The following is a 19,246-nucleotide window of genomic DNA, read 5'->3' as shown; positions in this document are numbered from 1 at the left end:
AGATTTTCATCAAAATCTGCATAATAATCTACAGCACGATCCCATAGTTTTGTAGCCTTTTCCAATTATAGAAGCACTCCATATGATCTTTGTATTCATTGTGTTCCCCTTTAGAGTAAGTATTTTATTGTACAAATTAACTATTATGTTAGATAAATCTATGATTATTATTCTAATATCAATTATTAATATCTTCTATTCAATAGATCACATTTATTTTGATTGACAGTTCGTACCCTCCATATTATGATTCAGAATAATATTTCTCATAAAACCTATAGGATTTATGTAATTAATTGGAGGGGATTAAGAATGTTACCATTTTCTACAGCATTTTTACAAAAGTCAGTTGTTCGTAAATCAGTTATTGCCTGGACACTTGCTGTCTCTGTTGTCGCTTCACCTGTGTTATACAGCAGTACCAGTTATGCAGCTACTGCGGTTGTCGCACAGCATGAGGTTAGCGCTTCAGAATACTCACAATTTTTACAATCCAAATTCAATATTTCAGTAGCGAACGGGATTAGTCGTGGGCAGTATATCCAAGACCTTGCTACAGTACTTCAATTAATCCCAGAAAAGTCGAATGCTACATTTACCGATGTACCATCTAGCCATAAGCTATATAAAGCAGCCACTGCTTTGTATGAGAATGGTATCCTCTCTAGTACTACTGTTCATCCTAATCAAAAGTTAGACGCACGTACCGCTGTTTATTTCGCTGTCAAAGCAGCTGGTCTCAAGGAACTGGCGTATACATATCCTCCGGCTAAAGTAAAAACAGCACTTGCCAAGCTGGCGATCAAACCAACTTCTCTATCGACCCAAACAGGTCAAGAACTGGCTGTAGCTGTAGACAGTGGTTTATTGCCAAAATCTCTGTATAAAGCTGTAACTGCATCACAATCTACTTCTCCGTCACCTGTATTTGTAGAGACATTGCTTGGACAGGTGTTGCAATTTAAAGGGCAATACAAACACTATCTCGGTTACACCAGTGATGATGATATCTATGCCAAATTGCAAGATGCTTATAACACGTCACGTTTGATTCAAGCACCAGAATTGCAAGAATTAGCGAACAAAGCGTTAGAAGAAAACTTGGTGACTGGTTATAATGTCAAAGATAGCCGTTATGAAGCTAATTTTATAGACGCACTATCTCTAAATTACGGTCATGATGATATCAAACATGCTGTTCAATTAATTGGTTTGTTGCGTAGTGAAGGGATCTCTGCCAAAGTACAATTTGAACCGAAAACATCTGCATTTATTTATTTGAAAGAATGGGGCGAGCCTAAATCGACTGAGGATTATCATGTGTCTCAGATCGCTAATGGCAATTATATCGCTAATGCTAAAGAATATGATTTGGCTTTTGAATTTGCTAATAGTGCTGATAAAAATAAATTCCAAAAAGTCATTCTAGCTTATGCGAAAAAAGATAGTGAAGATCAAAAAGGCCTGATCTATAACTCTTGGTGGCAACCGCTCTACTATTCTCAGACAGCAATCAAAGACTATGACGTGATTAGCAATAACAAAATCACTCAAGGCAATTATTATGTACAATCGTTCTCTTTGAAAGAAAAATCTGCTGATGTGGCTGCTGGCTTCAAAGCGCTTGATCCTTCGCTCAAAGTGGATAGTTATCAATTCTGGGTAGATGGGCCATTCTTCAATTATTTGAATGGAGATTCTAAGTAATTACGTTTTTGCGATTTGTACTATGGTGTAACGATCATCCTGTAGACATTGTGAGATTTAAGGTATTATTTATATCTATACGTTTTTAATAAAAAACTGCCACTTATGCGTGATCAATAATGTGGCAGTTTTTTGTTTGCTTTTATCGTTAAGATCAGTTAGCTTTTGATACGTGCAGGAGCGTAATAGTGAGTTATTTATGCTGTGTATCTCGGGTGATCTTATTTTGGTTTTATTATTGTGAATTTTTCATGTATTGAAATAATTTTTATAGTGTTGTAAATGTATATTTTGTATCAAAATTATGATTTATTCATCGTATCAATTTGTTCATACTAAAAAAGCCTCAAACTATAAATACCACTTTTTCACGAGTAAAGTGATATCTACAATTTCAGACTTTTCATATATAATGTTTCGATATTTACAAGTTTATTTCCAACATAAATTAGCAAAATAGTTATTAAAATAGTACTTTTCTCAACTATTATTTAATATGATATCCATTTCAATATTGAATATCGTTTAGGTTCGCACATAGATTAGTTCTCGCTGTATATCGTTATTAAGATATCCTACAATATTATCTACAGCATCTTTATAAAAGCATTTGTAATTATCATCGGATACATAACCAATATGCGGTGTTGCTAATACATTGGGTAATTTGCGTAATATATGATCTGACGGTAAAGGTTCTGTATCAAATACATCTAATCCAGCTCCTGCAATCGTCCCATCTTGTAATGCTTCGATCATTGCAGTCTGATCAACAATCCCTGCACGTGAAGTATTGATCAAGTATGCAGAAGGCTTCATCAAAGCTAATTCGGATTTTCCTATTATTCGGCGTGTACGATCGCTAAGTACCAGATGGATCGATAAAAAGTCGCTTTCAGCTAATAGTTCTTCTTTAGAAGCTGCCAATTGCACATGAGCCGCCTCTGCTCGTTCAGCTGTTAGATTTTCACTCCATGCCAGAATATTCATTCCCATGGCTTGTCCGATCGTAGCCATTTGTTGCCCGATTTTACCTAATCCCAATAGCCCTAATGTTTTTCCTTGTAATCCGATTCCAATCGTACTTTGCCATGCTCCATTGTTGCGAAACGATTCATTTTCTTGGATTAAATGACGGGACAATCCTAAAATAAGCGCCCATGTTAATTCAGTCGGTGCAGCTCCTTTTCCTCGTGTTCCGCAGACTGTAATTCCTAATTTCCCTGCTGCTTTGAGGTCAATCGAAGCGTTGCGCATGCCTGTAGTAATCAGCAGTTTAAGATTAGGCAATTTACGAAGTACATCTTCTGGAAACTTCGTCCGTTCACGCATAATAACTAGAATTTCATAATCCTGAATCGCTTCAATCAATTCATTTCGATCTTCAAAATATTCGTGATAACTATCAATATTCACTTGCGATTCGATTACTGACCAATCTGCCATCTGCTCGGCAACATGCTGGTAATCATCAAGAATGGCACAGTTCAGCTTCATCATCTAGTACTCCTTTGGTTAATGGGTTATTGTGTAAAATGAACTCGGTGGATAGATAAATTATTTTTACTAATATACCATATTGCTACCTTTGACTGACTTTCTTTTTTTGTATTCATAATTTTTATTTCATTATTATGAATTTTTCATGTATAGAAATTATCATTCTATATTTATACTTTTTTAAGTGCATCCATAATATAGGTTAGATTATTCTTATATAATTATATTTATTATTTTCTGCTTGACCTTTTACGATTACACTCCTATAATCAGGAATCAATAACACATCCCAACTTATATCAGGCTTTGACCAAAGACATGATTCACGTTATGCGCTGCCCAGAGAGAAAAGCGATTGCTGAGAGCTTTTTCAGTCGACAAATGTGCAATTACCCCTTTGTAGCCGTATGATTGAACCGATAATACATTGTGATTATCTTATTAGATCGTACCGCCTAATCCCCGTTAATGGATTCCAATGAGGACTGTTCTCTGCATGATTATAGCGTCTTTAGCTATTTCTACAGAGAGGTCAAATTAGGGTGGAACCACGAGCCAAGCGCACTCGTCCCTTTCTGGGACAGTGTGCTTTTTTGCGCTTACATTCTAATTCGTTGGAGGAATCTATTATGGTTATTCACATTTCTTTACCAGACGGCTCGATCCGTTCTGTCGATTCACCCCTATCTATCGCTGGATTGGCATCTTCCATCAGTACAAGTCTAGGCAAGCAAGCCATCGCAGGTAAGATCAACAACAAGCTGGTTGATCTGAGCGCTGTTATTGACCAAGACAGCACTGCCGAGATTATTACTCTGGATGATCCAGAAGGTTTGGCTATTTATCGTCATAGTACTGCTCACCTAATGGCGCAAGCGATCAAACGTCTATACGGCGATCAACAAGTAAAGCTTGGGATCGGCCCTGTAATTGCAGATGGATTTTATTATGATATTGATATAGCTAATCCATTATCTGTAGAACAATTAAGTGAAATTCAAAAAGAAATGCACAAGATTATCAACGAGAACCTCCCTATTGTCCGTAAAGTCGTTAGTCGTGCAGAAGCGATAGCTATTTTTACAGACATCCATGATCCTTATAAATTAGAACTAATTCACGATCTACCGCTAGATGCAGAAATTTCAATCTATAAGCAAGGCGAATTTTTCGATCTTTGTCGTGGGCCTCATCTTCCTTCTACTGGCAAAATCAAATTTTTCAAATTGTTACATGTTGCCGGCGCATACTGGCGTGGTGATTCCAATCAGAAAATGCTACAGCGTATCTATGGCACAGCTTTTCCGAAAAAAGCTCAATTAGACGAATATCTTCATATGTTAGAAGAAGCCAAAAAACGTGATCACCGCAAATTAGGCAAAGAACTCGATTTGTTTATGTTTTCAGAAGAAGCACCAGGTATGCCGTTTTACTTGCCTAAAGGAATGGCTTTGCGGACAGAACTGGAGAACTTTTCACGTGAGATGCAATTGAAAAATGGATATCAAGAAGTGCGTACACCTCTCATGATGAATCAACGACTTTGGGAACAATCCGGTCACTGGGATCATTACAAAGATAATATGTATTTTGCTCCTGTTGATGCTGAAGCTTTTGCACTCAAACCGATGAACTGTCCCGGACATATGTTGATCTATAAAAACGATCTTCATTCTTATCGTGAACTGCCTATTCGCATGATGGAGTTCGGTCAGGTGCATCGGCACGAGTTCTCCGGTGCGCTTAACGGTATGATGCGTGTACGCACTTTCTGTCAGGATGATGCTCATATCTATGCTATGCCTCATCAGATTGAAGATGAGATCAATCAGGCAATGACACTTCTCGATGATATGTATAAAGTATTTGGATTTGAATACAAAATCGAATTATCGACTCGTCCAGCAGATTATATGGGTGCAGATGAGTTGTGGGATCAGGCGGAACAAGCATTACGTAATGTTCTCGATCATCGTGGAATTGAATATGTATTAAATGAAGGCGATGGTGCTTTCTATGGACCTAAAATTGATTTTCATATCCTAGATGCGCTCAAGCGTAGCTGGCAATGCGGTACAATCCAGCTTGATTTTCAAATGCCTGAAAAATTCGATCTTACTTATATCGGTGAAGACAATCTCAAGCATCGTCCGGTTGTTATTCACCGCGCGATCTACGGTTCGATCGATCGTTTTCTAGGTATTCTAACAGAGCACTATTCCGGTGCTTTCCCTGTCTGGTTAGCTCCTGTACAGATCAAGTTGTTACCTGTATCTGAACATTACATTGATTATGCATTACAGGTGAAGCAACAATTAATGCAAGTCGGGATTCGTGTGCAGATCGATATCCGTAACGAAAAGTTAGGGTACAAAATGCGTGAAGCTCAAATGGAAAAAGTACCTTACATCTTAGTTGTGGGTGAAAATGAGAAAAATGCTCATAGCGCTTCTGTTCGTCAGCATGGTGGTGCAGATCTAGGTGTTCTTTCTATAGAAGAAATTATTTCAAAAGTTGCTGAGCAAAACAGTGCTAAGTCTTCGTAAACTAAGATAGGATACACCTATCATCAAGAGATATCGAAGATTATTATGTGCTTGTAATTAAGTTCTGTTAGTACCAACACCGTACAAGTTTCTATTGACTCTTTTCATTCCTCTTATCTATATATGGTTACAAAAAGAATCCTTTGGCATATCGCCTAAAGGATTCTTTTTGGTATCTATGGTAGTGCATTTACTTCCTGATTACCTATACTATTTAGATCAATTTGGCTAATTTCAGTAGGCGTTGCATCACGGTAGCTGTCTCTGCTCTACTCATTTGACCGGTTGGATTCAGCAATTTACCATTACCTTGAACGACGCCAGATGACAAGACTGCTTGTGTTGCAGTCTGCGCCCAGGTAGCCACTTTACGTTGATCAGAATAACTGCTCAATGTAGTAGTACTGCCTGTCGCTTGTTGCAATTTGACGATCGCTATTGCACGATTCAGAATCACAAACGCTTCCTGACGAGAAATGGTTTGATTAGGACGGAATGTACCATTTTCATATCCATCGATCAAATTGTATTTATTGGCTACCGTTACAGCTCCCATATACCAATCGGATGTCGATACATCTGAGAATTTGGAAGATGTACCTGTGTCGGATAGACCTAGAGCACGTACTAGAATAGCTGCAAATTCTGCTCTGGTCACATTACTATTTGGATTAAAGTGTGTTGAATCGACTCCGTTCACGACCAAACGTGAAGCCATATCGTTTACAGCTGATTTCGACCAGTGATTAGCTACGTCAGGGAATTCTTTCGGATTCCAGATCAGACCGTAATTACTATTGGTCAAGCTGTTTACAACTGCATAATAAGCATTACCTTGTTGAGCGACAGCAGTAGGCACATGGTGTATATTTCCTTGTGCATCTACAACGACTGCGGTTGTAATTCGATTCGGATCATAATCGGCTGGAATTGGTAATTCGCGTTTGACATAAGTGGTAAATTCATTGACAGTTGAAACCTGATTATTGTAAGAAGCTGTGATATTGAAATCTACTGGAGCCATCGCCACTGTGAATCCATCCCGACTTGCACGATTATTCAACGCTGTTAGGATAGCATCGGTACTACGCGTAATTGTGACATTCACTTGCAATTGTGCTGAAGAAGCATTATTGCCTAGCTCTCCTGCTAATTGTTGAATACGTAATTGAGTTGAAGGTAATGTGTAATTACCTAGAACGGTCTCAATTCGTAACGTTGCTTGTGCACCTGCAAGAATCTGTACAGCTTCTCCGGTCAGTACTGTATTCACTTTATCTGCACTTGCTTTGACTGGAATAATAACCTGTGGAGCATTGCCTTCATTTGCTAATAGATTACCTAATTTGTCTGTATCCACTGTTGCTGTAAAAACAGATTGACCATTTTGTTGTTCTAATACACCTGTAGCAATTTGTTCAATTTGTCGTCCATTGACGATAATCTCAAACCCATCTGTTGCGGGTGTACTTGGTGTAGTCGGCTCTGTCGTGCCTGGCGTTGTACCCGGGGTACTAGGATCATCATTATTGCCTGATCCACCGCCACCTGAACCAGAGTCAGATTTTTTATCACGTTTGATTGTAATTGTATACGTTTGTGTAGCACCATTTTGAGCAGTGACGATAATGGTAATGACATTATCTCCTACAGACAAAGCGATTGGATCCGATGTCCCAGCATCTGCAAGTGTTTTACCATTTACAGTTATCGTTGCCTCTGGATCATACACCGATGCTGTCACTGTCACTGTACTCGTGGAGTTATTTACACTCATATTATAATTATTGATCTCTGGGTTAAATGCTGGACTCAATACAAGTCCATTGACAGTGAGCCCTTTGAGGTTACTTCCGCTTGAAGCAGATTTGGCTTTGAGGATCAGATCAAACGTTTTGGTATCTGTAACGATTCCACGTGTCACTTGAGCAGTTAAGCGAACAGTCTGATCGCCTTCACTATATGTGCTACGTGTCACTGTACCTGTAGAACTTACTCGTTGTGGATTGCTTGATTCCCATGTAATCACCGTATTGTTGCTTCCTGCTTGAGCAAGTCCAACATTTTGGGTTACTGAATCTGCATTATCTCCATTGGCATACTGTACTTGTAGTGTTTGTATATCTGCTTCAACTGCTTGTGCATCAGTAATAGGAAGTGCTTTGACGACTACAGTAAACGTTTTAATCGACAAAGCTGTATTTTTCTGAATCACAGCATTTAGAGTAATAGTAGTATCTGGATTAGGATAAGATGGACGTGTTACTGTTCCGTTGTTTTGTATAATACTTGGATTGCTACTATTCCAATTGATGATCGTTCCATTCGTTCCTGTTAAAGCCAGAGTCAGATTTTGAGTCACTGAACTAGCACTATCTCCTGCTGCATAACCAATCACCAAAGCATTGTACGCTTCATCAACAGCATCATCATCACTAATATTGTTACGTGTAATTGTAATTGTATACGTTTGAGTTGATCCATCTCCCATTGTAATAACTATAGGAACCGTATTGCTTCCTACAGCTAATGCAACAGTAGTTGGACTTGCGCTAGTTGCTTCTATACCTGCTACAGTGATTGCTTGAGGTGTAGAGATAGCTGTTGGTGTCACTTGTATCGTCGAAGATGAATAATTGACTGTGGCGGTATATGATTTTGTATTTGTATTAAATACAGGGTTTAATGTTCCTTCACTAATCGTTAAATTGCTCAAGTTAGCATTTTGTGGACGTTGAATATCGATCCTATAAGTTTTGATCGAACCGTCTTGTGCAGTCACTTCAATCGCTACTGTATTCACTCCCACAGCAAGATTTACTGATGATGTATTTCCACTTGAAACATTATTTCCATTGATTTTCACTGTAGCATTGATGTCTTGTGTCGTTGGCGTGATATCTATACTACTTGTTGTTGCAGTAACAGAAGCATTATACGCAGTAATAGTAGTATCAAATGCTGGAGATAGTGTTCCTACACTAATTAAGATATTCGCTAGATTAGCATTATTCGTTGCAGCTTCTCTAGTGACTGTAAGTGTATATGTGCGAGTTGTTGCATCCTGAGCAGTAACTACAGTAGTAATGGTATTAGATCCTACAGCCAGCGCAATCGCTCCTGATGCAGTTCCACTGCTTACTGCAACTCCATTGACTGTCACACTTGCTGTACTATCTGCTACCGTTGGAGTTACGGTAAGACTTGTTGTTGCATTAGAGACACTTGCTGTGTAACTCGTTGTTCCTGAGGCGAATGTTGGAGATAGTGTTCCTGCACTTAATGACAATCCGCTCAAATTTGCATTACTACTTGCTGATCGAGTAACAGTAATTGTGTATGTTTTAGTTGTATTGTTTTGCGCTGTTACAACTGTTGTGATGGTATTAGATCCTACGTTTAGTGGAATCGCTCCCGACGCATTTCCACTGGTTACGGTGACTCCGTTAACTTTCACACTTGCCGTACCATCTGCTACTGTTGGAGTTACGGTAAGACTTGTTGTTGCATTACCCACACTAGCGGTGTAATTGGTTGTTCCTGAAGCAAAAGCAGGAGACAGTGTTCCTGCACTTAATGACAATGCGCTTAGATCTGCATTACTGCTGCCTGCTCGAGTAACAGTAATGGTATACGTTTTAGTCGTTGTCCCATCCTGAGCAGTAACTACAGTAGTGATGGTATTAGATCCTACAGCCAGCGCAATCGCTCCTGATGCAGTTCCACTGGTTACGGTGACTCCGTTAACTTTCACACTTGCTGTACTATCTGCTACTGTTGGAGTTACGGTAAGACTTGTTGTTGCATTAGCCACACTTGCTGTATAACTTGTTGTTCCTGAGGCGAATGTTGGAGACAGTGTTCCCGAGCTTATTGACAATGCGCTTAGATTCGCATTCGTACTTGCAGCTGCAATAGACTGTGTTCTAATAGCTCCCGAATCACCTACTGCTGTAAATTGATTGCTAGTTGATGTAACTCCATACAAAACGGGCGTTGAATTTGGCGTTTCCGTAGTCCATGATGTACCATTACTCGAAGTCAAAATAACTCCGTTGGTAAAATTCCCATCTAGATCTCCAACAATTACGTATTTACCAGTACTATAAGTAATATCATACAAAACAGTTCCAGATGCTCCAGAAATCGTTTGAGGAGCATTCCAACTTGTACCGTTCGTAGAAGTTACTATTTTTCCATCTGATGTTGCGTAAAAAGAACCGTTTAAAAATCTGACAGAATATACAGAGCTACTTCCTGCAATAGGTCCTCTATTTGTCCAAGTGGTACCATCTGGCGAACTATACGCTATTCCATTCGCACCTACGGCTACAAAAATGCTGTTACCATAAGCAACTCCTAAAAAATCATCTGAAGCAGGCTTGGTATTCGTCCATGTGACAGCGTCCGAAGAATAATAAATATTCCCACTATTAGCACCAATAACATATGTTGAATTAGCATATACGACTGCGCTCAAATTATTAGCTGTATTAATACTGTTGTTTGTCCAATTTATCCCGTCATTTGAAGTGAAAACATGACCTTCATTCCCAACAACTACCCATTTTCCTCCTCCGTACGTAACATTTAAGAAAGATTGAGCATATGGGGTTGTAGCAGTATCTACTGTCCGTTCTGTCCAGGTAGATCCGTCAGTAGAAGTTACCACTTTACCACCTTCAGCCGCACCTACCCACATTCCATTTCCATAGGCTACTTTATAAATCGGTTGAGTTGTATTAGATGTTGCTGTTGTCCATGTCGTAGCAGCAGAAGCTACATTATGACCTGACCATCCTGTAGAGGTTAGTACTAAAATGAAGGACAACATTGTACAGAAAAATCTTTTATACCTGTTAAAATAAATAGATTTTATCAAAGTTTTACCCCCTTCTATCTGTAAATTTTAAATACTAATGGTATAAATAGAATAAAATAAATAATATTACATATAACATAGTTTATTTCTGAGAAAAAAAGAATAGCTTTTCATCGAAAACAATAAATATATTTTGTATTTAGTGGAATATTATTGAAATATTGATTAGAATGAGGATATATTTGAGAAAGGAGCGATCAACGTATGCCTTTAAAAGCCGCAACTGAGCAGGATGCGAGCTTTTTGTTTGAATTATTTGAAGCACAGAAAACAGCAGAATTAGGCTTAGAAAATGTAGATTCTCACTTTAAAAACAGTATTATCTCTATGCAATGGAATTCCAAAAATCAAAGTTATCTTCATAGCTTTCCTAACCTGAACACATTTGTTATTTGGTATGAAGAACAAGCTGTAGGTTCTTGTATGATCGATTACACATCTCAAGAAATACACATAATTGATATTTTAATCTCCTCAAACTTCCGCAATCTAGGTATAGGCACACTTCTTTTCAAACAATTACAACTAGAAGCACAACAACAAAAAATTCCTCTTCGTTTACAAGTAGCTATCGGTAATCCTGCACAACGGTTATACGAACGGTTAGAATTCAAAACGTATCAATCCGATCAAGTGTATGTATCTATGGAATGGATGCCGTCCTCTTTTCAATCAACTCTATCTTCCTAATCTAAATGCTAGGAGTGAATACAATGAGTGAAGCTTTTATAGGAGAAATAAGAATGTTTGCTGGCAATTATGCACCTGAAAATTGGGCTTTTTGTGATGGACAATTACTTAGCATCAATGAATATCAAGCTTTATTTACATTATTAGGAAACACTTATGGTGGAGATGGACAGACTAATTTTGCTGTGCCTGATTTACGCGGTCGTCTACCTATTCATATTGGGACAAATTCGGGTATTGCTTATACTTTAGGGCAAAAATCAGGTTCAGAAACAAATACTTTACAAACGAGTGAATTACCCGCACATACTCACCTCGTCAAAGCCACATCCGATACGGCTACAGTCAATACACCTGCTAATAATACATGGGCTTCAACAGCAAGTAATCTCTACTCTAATGTCACGACAACTGATTTAACGTCTATGGATTCAACAGCCATTTCTAGTAACATTGGCGGTCAAGCACATAATAATATGATGCCTTCCCTCACTATTTCATTCATTATCAGTTTAGTTGGAATATATCCACCAAGACCCTAATTCACGATTTGAGGAGGATTATGCTATGGAACCATTTGTAGGTGAACTTCGAATATTTCCTTATGGTTTTATTCCTAAAGGATGGCTAGCTTGTAATGGACAAATATTACCTATCAATCAGAATGCTGCTCTATTTTCATTATTGGGACAAACATATGGCGGAGATGGAAGGACGACATTTGCTGTACCTAATTTACAGGGACAAGTTCCACTTGGAACAGGAGTTGCGGCATCTGGAACAACCTATGCATTAGGTCAAAAAGCTGGAGAAGCCAATCATCCACTTACTGTTACTGAAATGCCTCAACATAATCATAATATAAAAGCATCTTCTGCAACTGCCTCTTCCAAAACACCAACAAGTAATGCTTGGTCAACACCAGCACCAAATACTTACAAGCCTTCTACAGGTGCAACACCCGTAACATTAGCGCCTAATGCTCTTAGTGATGCAGGTACAGGTGCAGGTCATAACAATATGCAACCTTATTTGGCACTGACCATCTGTATTGCCACTACCGGCCTTTATCCACCTCGTCCTTAATAGGGATAGAACGTTTCATATCTATAGGTGTAATACAAGCAATCATTATATTATTAATGGAGGTATCTCTTATGGCTGATCCATTTGTAGGCGAAATTCGAATGTTTGCTGGAAATTTTGCACCCCAAGACTGGCTTTTTTGTCAAGGACAAGAATTGAATGTAATGAATTATAATCTACTTTTTAGTGTTATTGGAACTACTTATGGTGCAGGAACAAGCTCGAATACATTCAAATTACCTAATCTACAAGGTAATGTGCCTATGCACCAAGGTACAGGTACTAATCCAGCCTTAACTCCCCATCCTATTGCAAGCACAGCAGGCACAGAAAAAGTCACATTAACAGCGCCGCAAATACCTGCACATATTCATATCCCACAAGCCAAAGCTATTCCAGGCAATACTAATTCTCCAAGTAATGCTCTTTGGTCGCAATCTCCAAAAGTAGGTCCTTCTCAGACACAAATCAATCTGTACGGTGTACCTAATTCTACAGTTCCTATGGATCCACTTATGGTACAATATACAGGTGGCAATCAACCTCACAATAATATGCAACCTTTTTTAGCACTCAACTTTATTATCTGTTGTAATGGAGAATATCCTATTAAACCTTAATTTTTAAAAATTAGAAAGGAATTGGTACACCATGACTATTCGTTCTACAGAAACGATTCCTGTCTATTTAGACACTTTGCAATTGAACGCTTCGCAGTTTCGATATGAGCAAGTGAGTCATTCTATTCAAGATAAGACCCATCATCTGATCGCTTTTGATTTTGTAATTACAGGTAATCAAGAGTATCATGATGTGACTTCACATTTATACGGACAGACGTTTGATGTTAAAGTGCCTTCTCACGATCTTCATTTCAAAGGAAGTATTCATAACTATTCGACTTCTGTACCTAAGCTTGCAACAGAAGAAGATACGGTTAATGTGCATTTGGAACTGATCGAGATTCAAGAATAAGCGTTGTTCTATTGTCTCACTATCAAAAACCTTTATAAGGATTGAAGTGCTTATAGACTTCGATCAACTTATAAAGGTTTTTTTGCGCGTACTTTATGTTCTCTTTTATATGTACAAACTAACTTATTGTGATCTGATGTAACCATTTTTAAAACTATTTTGAAAATATCATTAAAATGTGAAACTTTTTACCTGTAGGTTACGTATTATATAGTATACCTAATCAAATTGTTTCAATTTTGGCTAAAATTCATTATTCTCATGGAAAACAAAGAATGTTTTTCACCTTTATGTCTGTTTTTCGTCTAAATGCGACAATTGACATAGACTTCTCATGGTGTCGTTCATCGGTTATTCATATTATAATGGTATAGTTACGAAAGATAAGAGCGTATAGGAAAATAATTGAATTGAGAAGCTATTCATTATTTATAACTGACAATAACTTACTTTCAGCAAAAATACACATGTATTTCAGAGAGGATCTAAATTATTATGAAAAAACTTACTTATTCTTTTATCTGCTGCTTTATTAGCTCTTACAATTATCCCTTGGCAAGCATCTACAGCTAGTGCTGAAGAAGCTGTCGCTCCTGTGACTCCTTTTACAACTGAAATTACTGTACAAACTGAAGCTAACTTCACAAATGCAGCAACAGTTGATGCTTTTATCAAACAAGCAGTACGTAACCATGTATCTGTAATCAATATGACTGTCAAACAAGATAGTGATGTTAATGGATCATCTGGTTATGCTTTCTATAACAGCGAATTAGTTAAAGAAGCTACTGGTTTTACTGAATTTGATGCACTGGCTGATGTGATCGAAGAAGCTCACCAATACGGCATCAAAGTCAATGCTGTTGTACCACAGTTCCAGGATAAAGCAGCTATTGATAAAAACTCATCTTGGCAAATGCGTACGATCAATGATAAAGGTAGATTTTCAGCTTACACTGGTAATAACGGAAGTACGTACTATGTAAATCCTTTTGAGCCAGATGTACAAACCTATGAACGTTCGATTATTAAAGAAGTTGTGACTAATTACAATGTAGATGGTGTAGTATTAAGCGGTTTGGATTTTGATACGGATCGTGTTGATATGAATAATTCTACTCGTAATGCTTTCCAATCTGCTAATGGATTTGATCCAGATACGATTGATTTTACGAAAAGCAACAGTAACAAATTAAATACTTGGAATACTTGGAAAGCAGAACAATTAGCAGCTTATGTACAAAATGTTAATGAAGATATTGCAACGATCAAACCTGATCTAGCATTTGGTGTATTCACTGTTTCTCCTACATTAACAGGTACAAGCGAAGATATTTCATTATTCAAAGATAGTGTAGACTTTATTCTTCCTATCGCTGATTTTCAAACTTTAGGTTACTCTGCGGATTGGGTATACAGCAACAACGGTATCCTCAAAGCAACAGAAGCTAAATTAGCAACAACAATACCAAATGCTAAAACAACTACTGAAGAAAAAACAGCGATAACAGTGATTCCTTCATTAAATATTGAATTAAATACAGCTGATGTACAAAATATCTACAATGGTATGCGTACAAACACTCCAACTGTTACTTCTGTCAATTATGCAGTAAAAGGTCAATGGACTGACGCTATGTTCAGTAATGTTGGTGTTCGCAATACGTACTAAGTTACATTTTTAAATACTATAACTACAATCATATACATGAAAATGAACTCCCTTCTACGGATAGGGAGTTTTTTTCTGCTCTTTGTTATATTTATCTTTTACAGGTATAATCTTTGACTGTTCTATAAAGAGTACTGTACTATTTGTATGATCGGATCAATATGGAAAGTAATTGTTTAACTATAAATAATTGTTATTCTTTTCCCTAACAATTATTATACGCATTGGAAAGAATACAAAGAATGTGGAGGAAAAAAATATGAAAACAAGAACCAAAAAACGTGTCGTTATTGGTCTTATCTGTATTATCGCTGGTATTATTGGCTTGAGCGCTAATAATCTAGGTTTAGGTGGTAAACCAGATTCAATCGTACATAAACAGATGTGGGAATTACCTGTAGGTCAATTGAAAACATTACATATTAACTCGGCTTATGATGTTCAGGTGGATTTTGTAGCAAGTACAAATGGTAAAGATACTGTTCAATTTGAAGGTAAGCTGGATCGCCCGATTTTGAAACAACTACAACAGACTACTATTCAGAATGATACGTTACAACTTTCTTTAGAAGAAGCAACTTCTGGATTTAACTTTTTTCACTTTGATATTACACCTGCTATTCAACATATCACTGTGGCTTTAACCGATCCGGCTCAATTACAACAATTTACTATGGACGTATCTTCTGCTCATACAACACTCAAAAATGTAGAAGCTACCAATATACAACTCCAGACCAGTTCAGGTGATGTGAAAGCTTATGATTTAAAAGGAACAACTCAATTAAGTACGTCCTCTGGCGATATTCGCTTAGAACACTGGCAAGGTTCTACTTTGCAACTATCATCAGGTTCTGGTGAAATTTATGCACAGCGCTTAGATGGAGATGTAACGACTACAGCCAGCTCAGGCGATATTGAAATTCAACAATTAGGTGGCGAAGGACATATCAATTCACAATCTGGTGATATATTGATCACTCTGCAAAAAGGAGCACGCAATGTAGAAGCTTCTGCTCAATCGGGTGATATTGAGATTCATACCAATCATCAATTTGAAGGTTCTTATGAAGCACATACCAATTCAGGTGATGTTGAAGTTCCACCGAATAGTACTAACAGCCCCTATACGATCAAAGCAAATACTTCTTCTGGTGATATTGAGATCGAGTAACCAGCAAGTACTATATAATAGATAAATTATTTACAAATTAGTTATGTCTGCCTCGATCGCTACGATTAACTTTCTCGATCGGCTACCACCAGAATATCCATATTGCGTGCATGTCGTAATACTTTTTTTAATAACGAATCTCTGCCCCATCTTTTCCAAGGTGGGGTACTTGTCTGTCCAAGAATCATCTGTGTTGCATGATGAGATTGTGCTTCTTCTACGATAGATTGTGCCAGACGTTGACGTAGCGGTTGATATTGAATCTCAAATTCTCCACCTAGACGTACTGTTAAATGGTGTAATTTATCTGCTTTATCCGCTATTGCACCTGCCAGCGAAAATTCGCTACCGATATGAATATACGACACAATCAATTTGGCTTTGAGCCGATAAGCAATACGGAATCCTCGCCGAATAAGACGCTCTGCTTCATGATCTAATTTGACACCTACAAAAATAATTTCTTCTCTTTGCCACGGTCCACGTAATGAATCTTTGCGTTCCCACGATTCTAATCGTTCATCGACATCATCGGCTACTTCTCGCAATGCCAATTCACGCAATGCAATCAGATTTCCCATTTTAAAAAAGTTACTCAGTGCTTGTTCGACTTTGGATGATGCATAGATTTTGCCTTCTTGTAATCGCTGGCGTAACGTCTGTGGTGTTACATCGATTAACTCTACTTCATCTGCCAAATGCAAAATCGAATCCGGTACTGTCTCCCGTACACGAATCCCAGTGATTTGTTCAACAGCATCGTTCAAACTTTCAAGATGTTGAATATTAACAGTAGAAATGACGGAAATGCCTGCTGCTAGTAACTCTGTAATATCTTCATACCGTTTGCTATTACGACTACCTGGCACATTCGTATGAGCAAGTTCATCCACTAACACCACTTCTGGATTGCGTGCAATGATTTGCTCCACATCTAACTCTTCTAAATGATGATCGCCATATTTGATAATTTGTCTGGAAAGTAAAGGCAAAGATGCGGCTTGGTCTGCGGTCTCTTGCCGTCCATGCGTTTCAAGTAATCCGATCACTACATCGATTCCTTGCCGACGTAATTCATTGCCTTCACGTAACATAGTGTATGTTTTGCCGACTCCTGGTGCAGCGCCTACATAGACTTTGAATGTTCCGCGCCGAATATGATCGATTTGACGGGCGATTTCTTCTGAAGGTAAACGGCGATACGAATCTTCTTTTTTGATAGCAGGTAATTTGGTTGTTTTAGCAGGTAAAATACGTTCGCCTTCTTGCTCGGCACGATCTGCCATCAAAAAAATATCAATATCACGTGTCATTAACAAAACTCCATTAATAACAGAGCGATTGATCCATTCTTGCCATCGATTTTGGCGTGAATGTCCCATCACAATTCGCGTAACCTGATGTTCTTTGGCATAACGAACCACTTGTCTTGGGAGTCTGCGTTTGGAGATCATCGCAACTTCTTCAAATACCCCTCCGACTTGCGTAGATAATTCACGAATCGAACGTTTGAATGTTTCTTCTTCACGATTGAGTTTGCGTGCTTTATTTTGAAAAGAAACCACTAACAAATCTCCACTCAAACGCCGCGCGATCTGTTGTCCACGCCGAATATAAATCGATCCATTCCAGTGATATTGTACAGACACCATAATGCGTTCTGCTGTTCCTGTCGGGCCGGTCAGTCCCTGTTCTGCACGATGCTTTTCCAGTGTTCCACCGACCCCTTCAGCAACAGTACGTAATGCCAGTTCACGAAGTACGGCTAGATTTCCACGTTCAAAAAAAGCACGATCACTGCTGTTATCCAAAAGACCAGCAGAATACCGTTGCAAAATGACTTCTGGGGTAACATCGATTAAGCGAACTTCATCTGCTTGATGTAGTGTATCTGACGGTACAGTACATTCGACTTCACGACCTATATACTGCTGTGCCAATTGAGCAGAACCTTCCAGCTCATACACATTGACGGTAACCATTACACTGATTCCATGTTCTAATAAATAACGAATATCTTCCCAGCGTGTCCGATGCTGTGCTTCAGGTCGATTCATATGAGCAAGATGATCCACTAATACCACTTCTGGATTGCGCTCAATAATTTTTTCCAGATTCAAATCTTTTTGTTCCCATGTCTGTCCTTGCTTATCTTCTTTGATCCAATGGATACTTGGAATGCGTTCTAGATCGCCTAATTGTTGCATCGTTTCCGGACGTTGTAATGTAGATACTGCACATATCACAACATCTATTCCTTCATGGCGAAGCATCTGACCATCACGTAACATATGGTACGTTTTACCGGAGCCACTTACAGCTCCGATATATACCTTCAAACGTCCTTGCTTTAATTTGGTGATCATTTGTAACAATTCTTCAGGCGTTTTGCGGCGAAAAGTACTCATGATTTAGACAACTCTTGTTGAAGAGCCATATTCAATTTTAGTACATTAACAGCAGGTTCGCCGAATATCCCCAACTGTCTAGACATCGTATTTTGTTGAACTAATGTTTGGAGCTGATCTGTGGACACCCCAGTTAGATTACTGATTCTTGGTATCTGAGCAGTCGCTGCTTCAGGGCTGATATCAGGATCAAGTCCTGACCCTGAATTGGTAATCAGATCAACAGGTAATGAAGATACAGGAACATCTGGATTTTGCTTTTGCCATGTGCTGACAGATTCTTGGAGACGTTTCAGTAATTCTGGATTAGACGGTGCAAAGTTGGGCGATCCTGATCCATTTGCATTGTAATCTATACTTGATATCCGTCCTTGAAAATATTGAGGTTCAGTGAATGCTTGTCCGACCAATGCTGAACCAACCACTTGATTGTTACTATTATAAATAAGACTGCCATCCGCTTGCTTGGACATAAATGCTTGCGCAATTCCTGTTACTGCTAATTGATAGACAACACAACAGAGCAGAAATAAAATAACGCTTGTTCGTAAAGTGATCCATACCGTTTTCATACCTGTTCTTTCCCTTCGGTTCTAAGTAGTAGCG

The 19,246-nt window shown here is 38.3% G+C and carries 13 protein-coding genes; 9 read left to right on the top strand and 4 right to left on the bottom strand.

Annotated features, from left to right (window positions below):
- Positions 1-312: 312 nt before the first annotated feature.
- On the top strand, positions 313-1,707 hold the full coding sequence (locus tag QE450_RS07380) for a hypothetical protein (protein ID WP_307298154.1): 1,395 nt from the start codon (positions 313-315) through the stop codon (positions 1,705-1,707).
- Between the two features lie 525 nt (positions 1,708-2,232).
- On the opposite strand, the gene QE450_RS07375 is transcribed toward QE450_RS07380, so the two are convergent.
- Positions 2,233-3,207: a D-2-hydroxyacid dehydrogenase family protein gene (locus QE450_RS07375; protein WP_307298152.1), complete on the bottom strand. Its 975-nt coding sequence runs from the start codon at positions 3,205-3,207 to the stop codon at positions 2,233-2,235.
- 629 nt (positions 3,208-3,836) lie between these two features.
- Between QE450_RS07375 and thrS the strand changes: the two genes are divergently transcribed.
- Positions 3,837-5,753 carry a threonine--tRNA ligase gene (gene thrS, locus QE450_RS07370; RefSeq protein WP_307298150.1) on the top strand — a complete coding sequence of 639 codons (1,917 nt, stop codon included), beginning with the start codon at positions 3,837-3,839 and terminating at the stop codon, positions 5,751-5,753.
- 214 nt (positions 5,754-5,967) lie between these two features.
- Here thrS and QE450_RS07365 read toward each other — a convergent pair whose 3' ends face one another.
- Positions 5,968-10,587, bottom strand: coding sequence for a cadherin-like beta sandwich domain-containing protein (locus QE450_RS07365; RefSeq protein WP_307298148.1), 4,620 nt, complete (start codon positions 10,585-10,587; stop codon positions 5,968-5,970).
- Between the two features lie 252 nt (positions 10,588-10,839).
- Between QE450_RS07365 and QE450_RS07360 the strand changes: the two genes are divergently transcribed.
- The 7 genes from QE450_RS07360 (at position 10,840) to QE450_RS07330 (ending at position 16,232) form a co-directional block, all read left to right on the top strand.
- Positions 10,840-11,325: a GNAT family N-acetyltransferase gene (locus QE450_RS07360; protein WP_307298146.1), complete on the top strand. Its 486-nt coding sequence runs from the start codon at positions 10,840-10,842 to the stop codon at positions 11,323-11,325.
- A gap of 23 nt (positions 11,326-11,348) precedes the next feature.
- Positions 11,349-11,867, top strand: coding sequence for a phage tail protein (locus tag QE450_RS07355; RefSeq protein ID WP_307298144.1), 519 nt, complete (start codon positions 11,349-11,351; stop codon positions 11,865-11,867).
- A 25-nt stretch (positions 11,868-11,892) separates the two neighbouring features.
- A complete protein-coding gene (locus QE450_RS07350) occupies positions 11,893-12,411 on the top strand; it encodes a phage tail protein (protein WP_307298142.1) in 519 nt (172 codons plus the stop codon).
- A gap of 71 nt (positions 12,412-12,482) precedes the next feature.
- Positions 12,483-13,031: a phage tail protein gene (locus tag QE450_RS07345; RefSeq protein WP_307298140.1), complete on the top strand. Its 549-nt coding sequence runs from the start codon at positions 12,483-12,485 to the stop codon at positions 13,029-13,031.
- Between the two features lie 31 nt (positions 13,032-13,062).
- Positions 13,063-13,386 (top strand): DUF3219 family protein, encoded by a 324-nt coding sequence (locus QE450_RS07340; RefSeq protein ID WP_273616039.1) that lies wholly within the window; start codon positions 13,063-13,065, stop codon positions 13,384-13,386.
- A 595-nt stretch (positions 13,387-13,981) separates the two neighbouring features.
- Positions 13,982-15,058 carry a family 10 glycosylhydrolase gene (locus tag QE450_RS07335; RefSeq protein WP_307298137.1) on the top strand — a complete coding sequence of 359 codons (1,077 nt, stop codon included), beginning with the start codon at positions 13,982-13,984 and terminating at the stop codon, positions 15,056-15,058.
- Positions 15,059-15,317: 259 nt separating this feature from the next.
- Positions 15,318-16,232: a DUF4097 family beta strand repeat-containing protein gene (locus tag QE450_RS07330; protein ID WP_307298135.1), complete on the top strand. Its 915-nt coding sequence runs from the start codon at positions 15,318-15,320 to the stop codon at positions 16,230-16,232.
- Positions 16,233-16,297: 65 nt separating this feature from the next.
- Here the strand turns inward: QE450_RS07330 and QE450_RS07325 are convergent, their stop codons facing one another.
- Positions 16,298-18,640, bottom strand: coding sequence for a histidine kinase (locus tag QE450_RS07325; RefSeq protein WP_307298134.1), 2,343 nt, complete (start codon positions 18,638-18,640; stop codon positions 16,298-16,300).
- Positions 18,637-19,212, bottom strand: a complete 576-nt coding sequence (gene kdpC, locus QE450_RS07320) for a potassium-transporting ATPase subunit KdpC (protein WP_307298133.1) — start codon at positions 19,210-19,212, stop codon at positions 18,637-18,639. The genes QE450_RS07325 and kdpC overlap by 4 nt, the downstream gene beginning before the upstream one ends.
- Positions 19,213-19,246 lie beyond the last annotated feature (34 nt).

Origin of the sequence: Paenibacillus sp. SORGH_AS_0306 (genome assembly GCF_030819345.1) — a bacterium.
Lineage (GTDB): Bacteria > Bacillota > Bacilli > Paenibacillales > Paenibacillaceae > Saccharibacillus > Saccharibacillus kyungheensis.
The sequence above is the reverse complement of the archived record's forward strand: the minus strand, read 5'-3'. Positions and strand labels throughout refer to the sequence as shown.

Bases quoted from the DNA above. Each gene is read 5' to 3' on its own strand.
- QE450_RS07325 (WP_307298134.1), bottom strand. From the start codon at position 18,640: ATGAGTACTTTTCGCCGCAAAACGCCTGAAGAATTGTTACAAATGATC.
- QE450_RS07380 (WP_307298154.1), top strand. From the start codon at position 313: ATGTTACCATTTTCTACAGCATTTTTACAAAAGTCAGTTGTTCGTAAA.
- QE450_RS07355 (WP_307298144.1), top strand. From the start codon at position 11,349: ATGAGTGAAGCTTTTATAGGAGAAATAAGAATGTTTGCTGGCAATTAT.
- QE450_RS07350 (WP_307298142.1), top strand. From the start codon at position 11,893: ATGGAACCATTTGTAGGTGAACTTCGAATATTTCCTTATGGTTTTATT.
- QE450_RS07340 (WP_273616039.1), top strand. From the start codon at position 13,063: ATGACTATTCGTTCTACAGAAACGATTCCTGTCTATTTAGACACTTTG.
- QE450_RS07365 (WP_307298148.1), bottom strand. From the start codon at position 10,587: ATGTTGTCCTTCATTTTAGTACTAACCTCTACAGGATGGTCAGGTCAT.
- QE450_RS07330 (WP_307298135.1), top strand. From the start codon at position 15,318: ATGAAAACAAGAACCAAAAAACGTGTCGTTATTGGTCTTATCTGTATT.
- QE450_RS07360 (WP_307298146.1), top strand. From the start codon at position 10,840: ATGCCTTTAAAAGCCGCAACTGAGCAGGATGCGAGCTTTTTGTTTGAA.
- thrS (WP_307298150.1), top strand. From the start codon at position 3,837: ATGGTTATTCACATTTCTTTACCAGACGGCTCGATCCGTTCTGTCGAT.
- QE450_RS07375 (WP_307298152.1), bottom strand. From the start codon at position 3,207: ATGATGAAGCTGAACTGTGCCATTCTTGATGATTACCAGCATGTTGCC.
- QE450_RS07345 (WP_307298140.1), top strand. From the start codon at position 12,483: ATGGCTGATCCATTTGTAGGCGAAATTCGAATGTTTGCTGGAAATTTT.
- kdpC (WP_307298133.1), bottom strand. From the start codon at position 19,212: ATGAAAACGGTATGGATCACTTTACGAACAAGCGTTATTTTATTTCTG.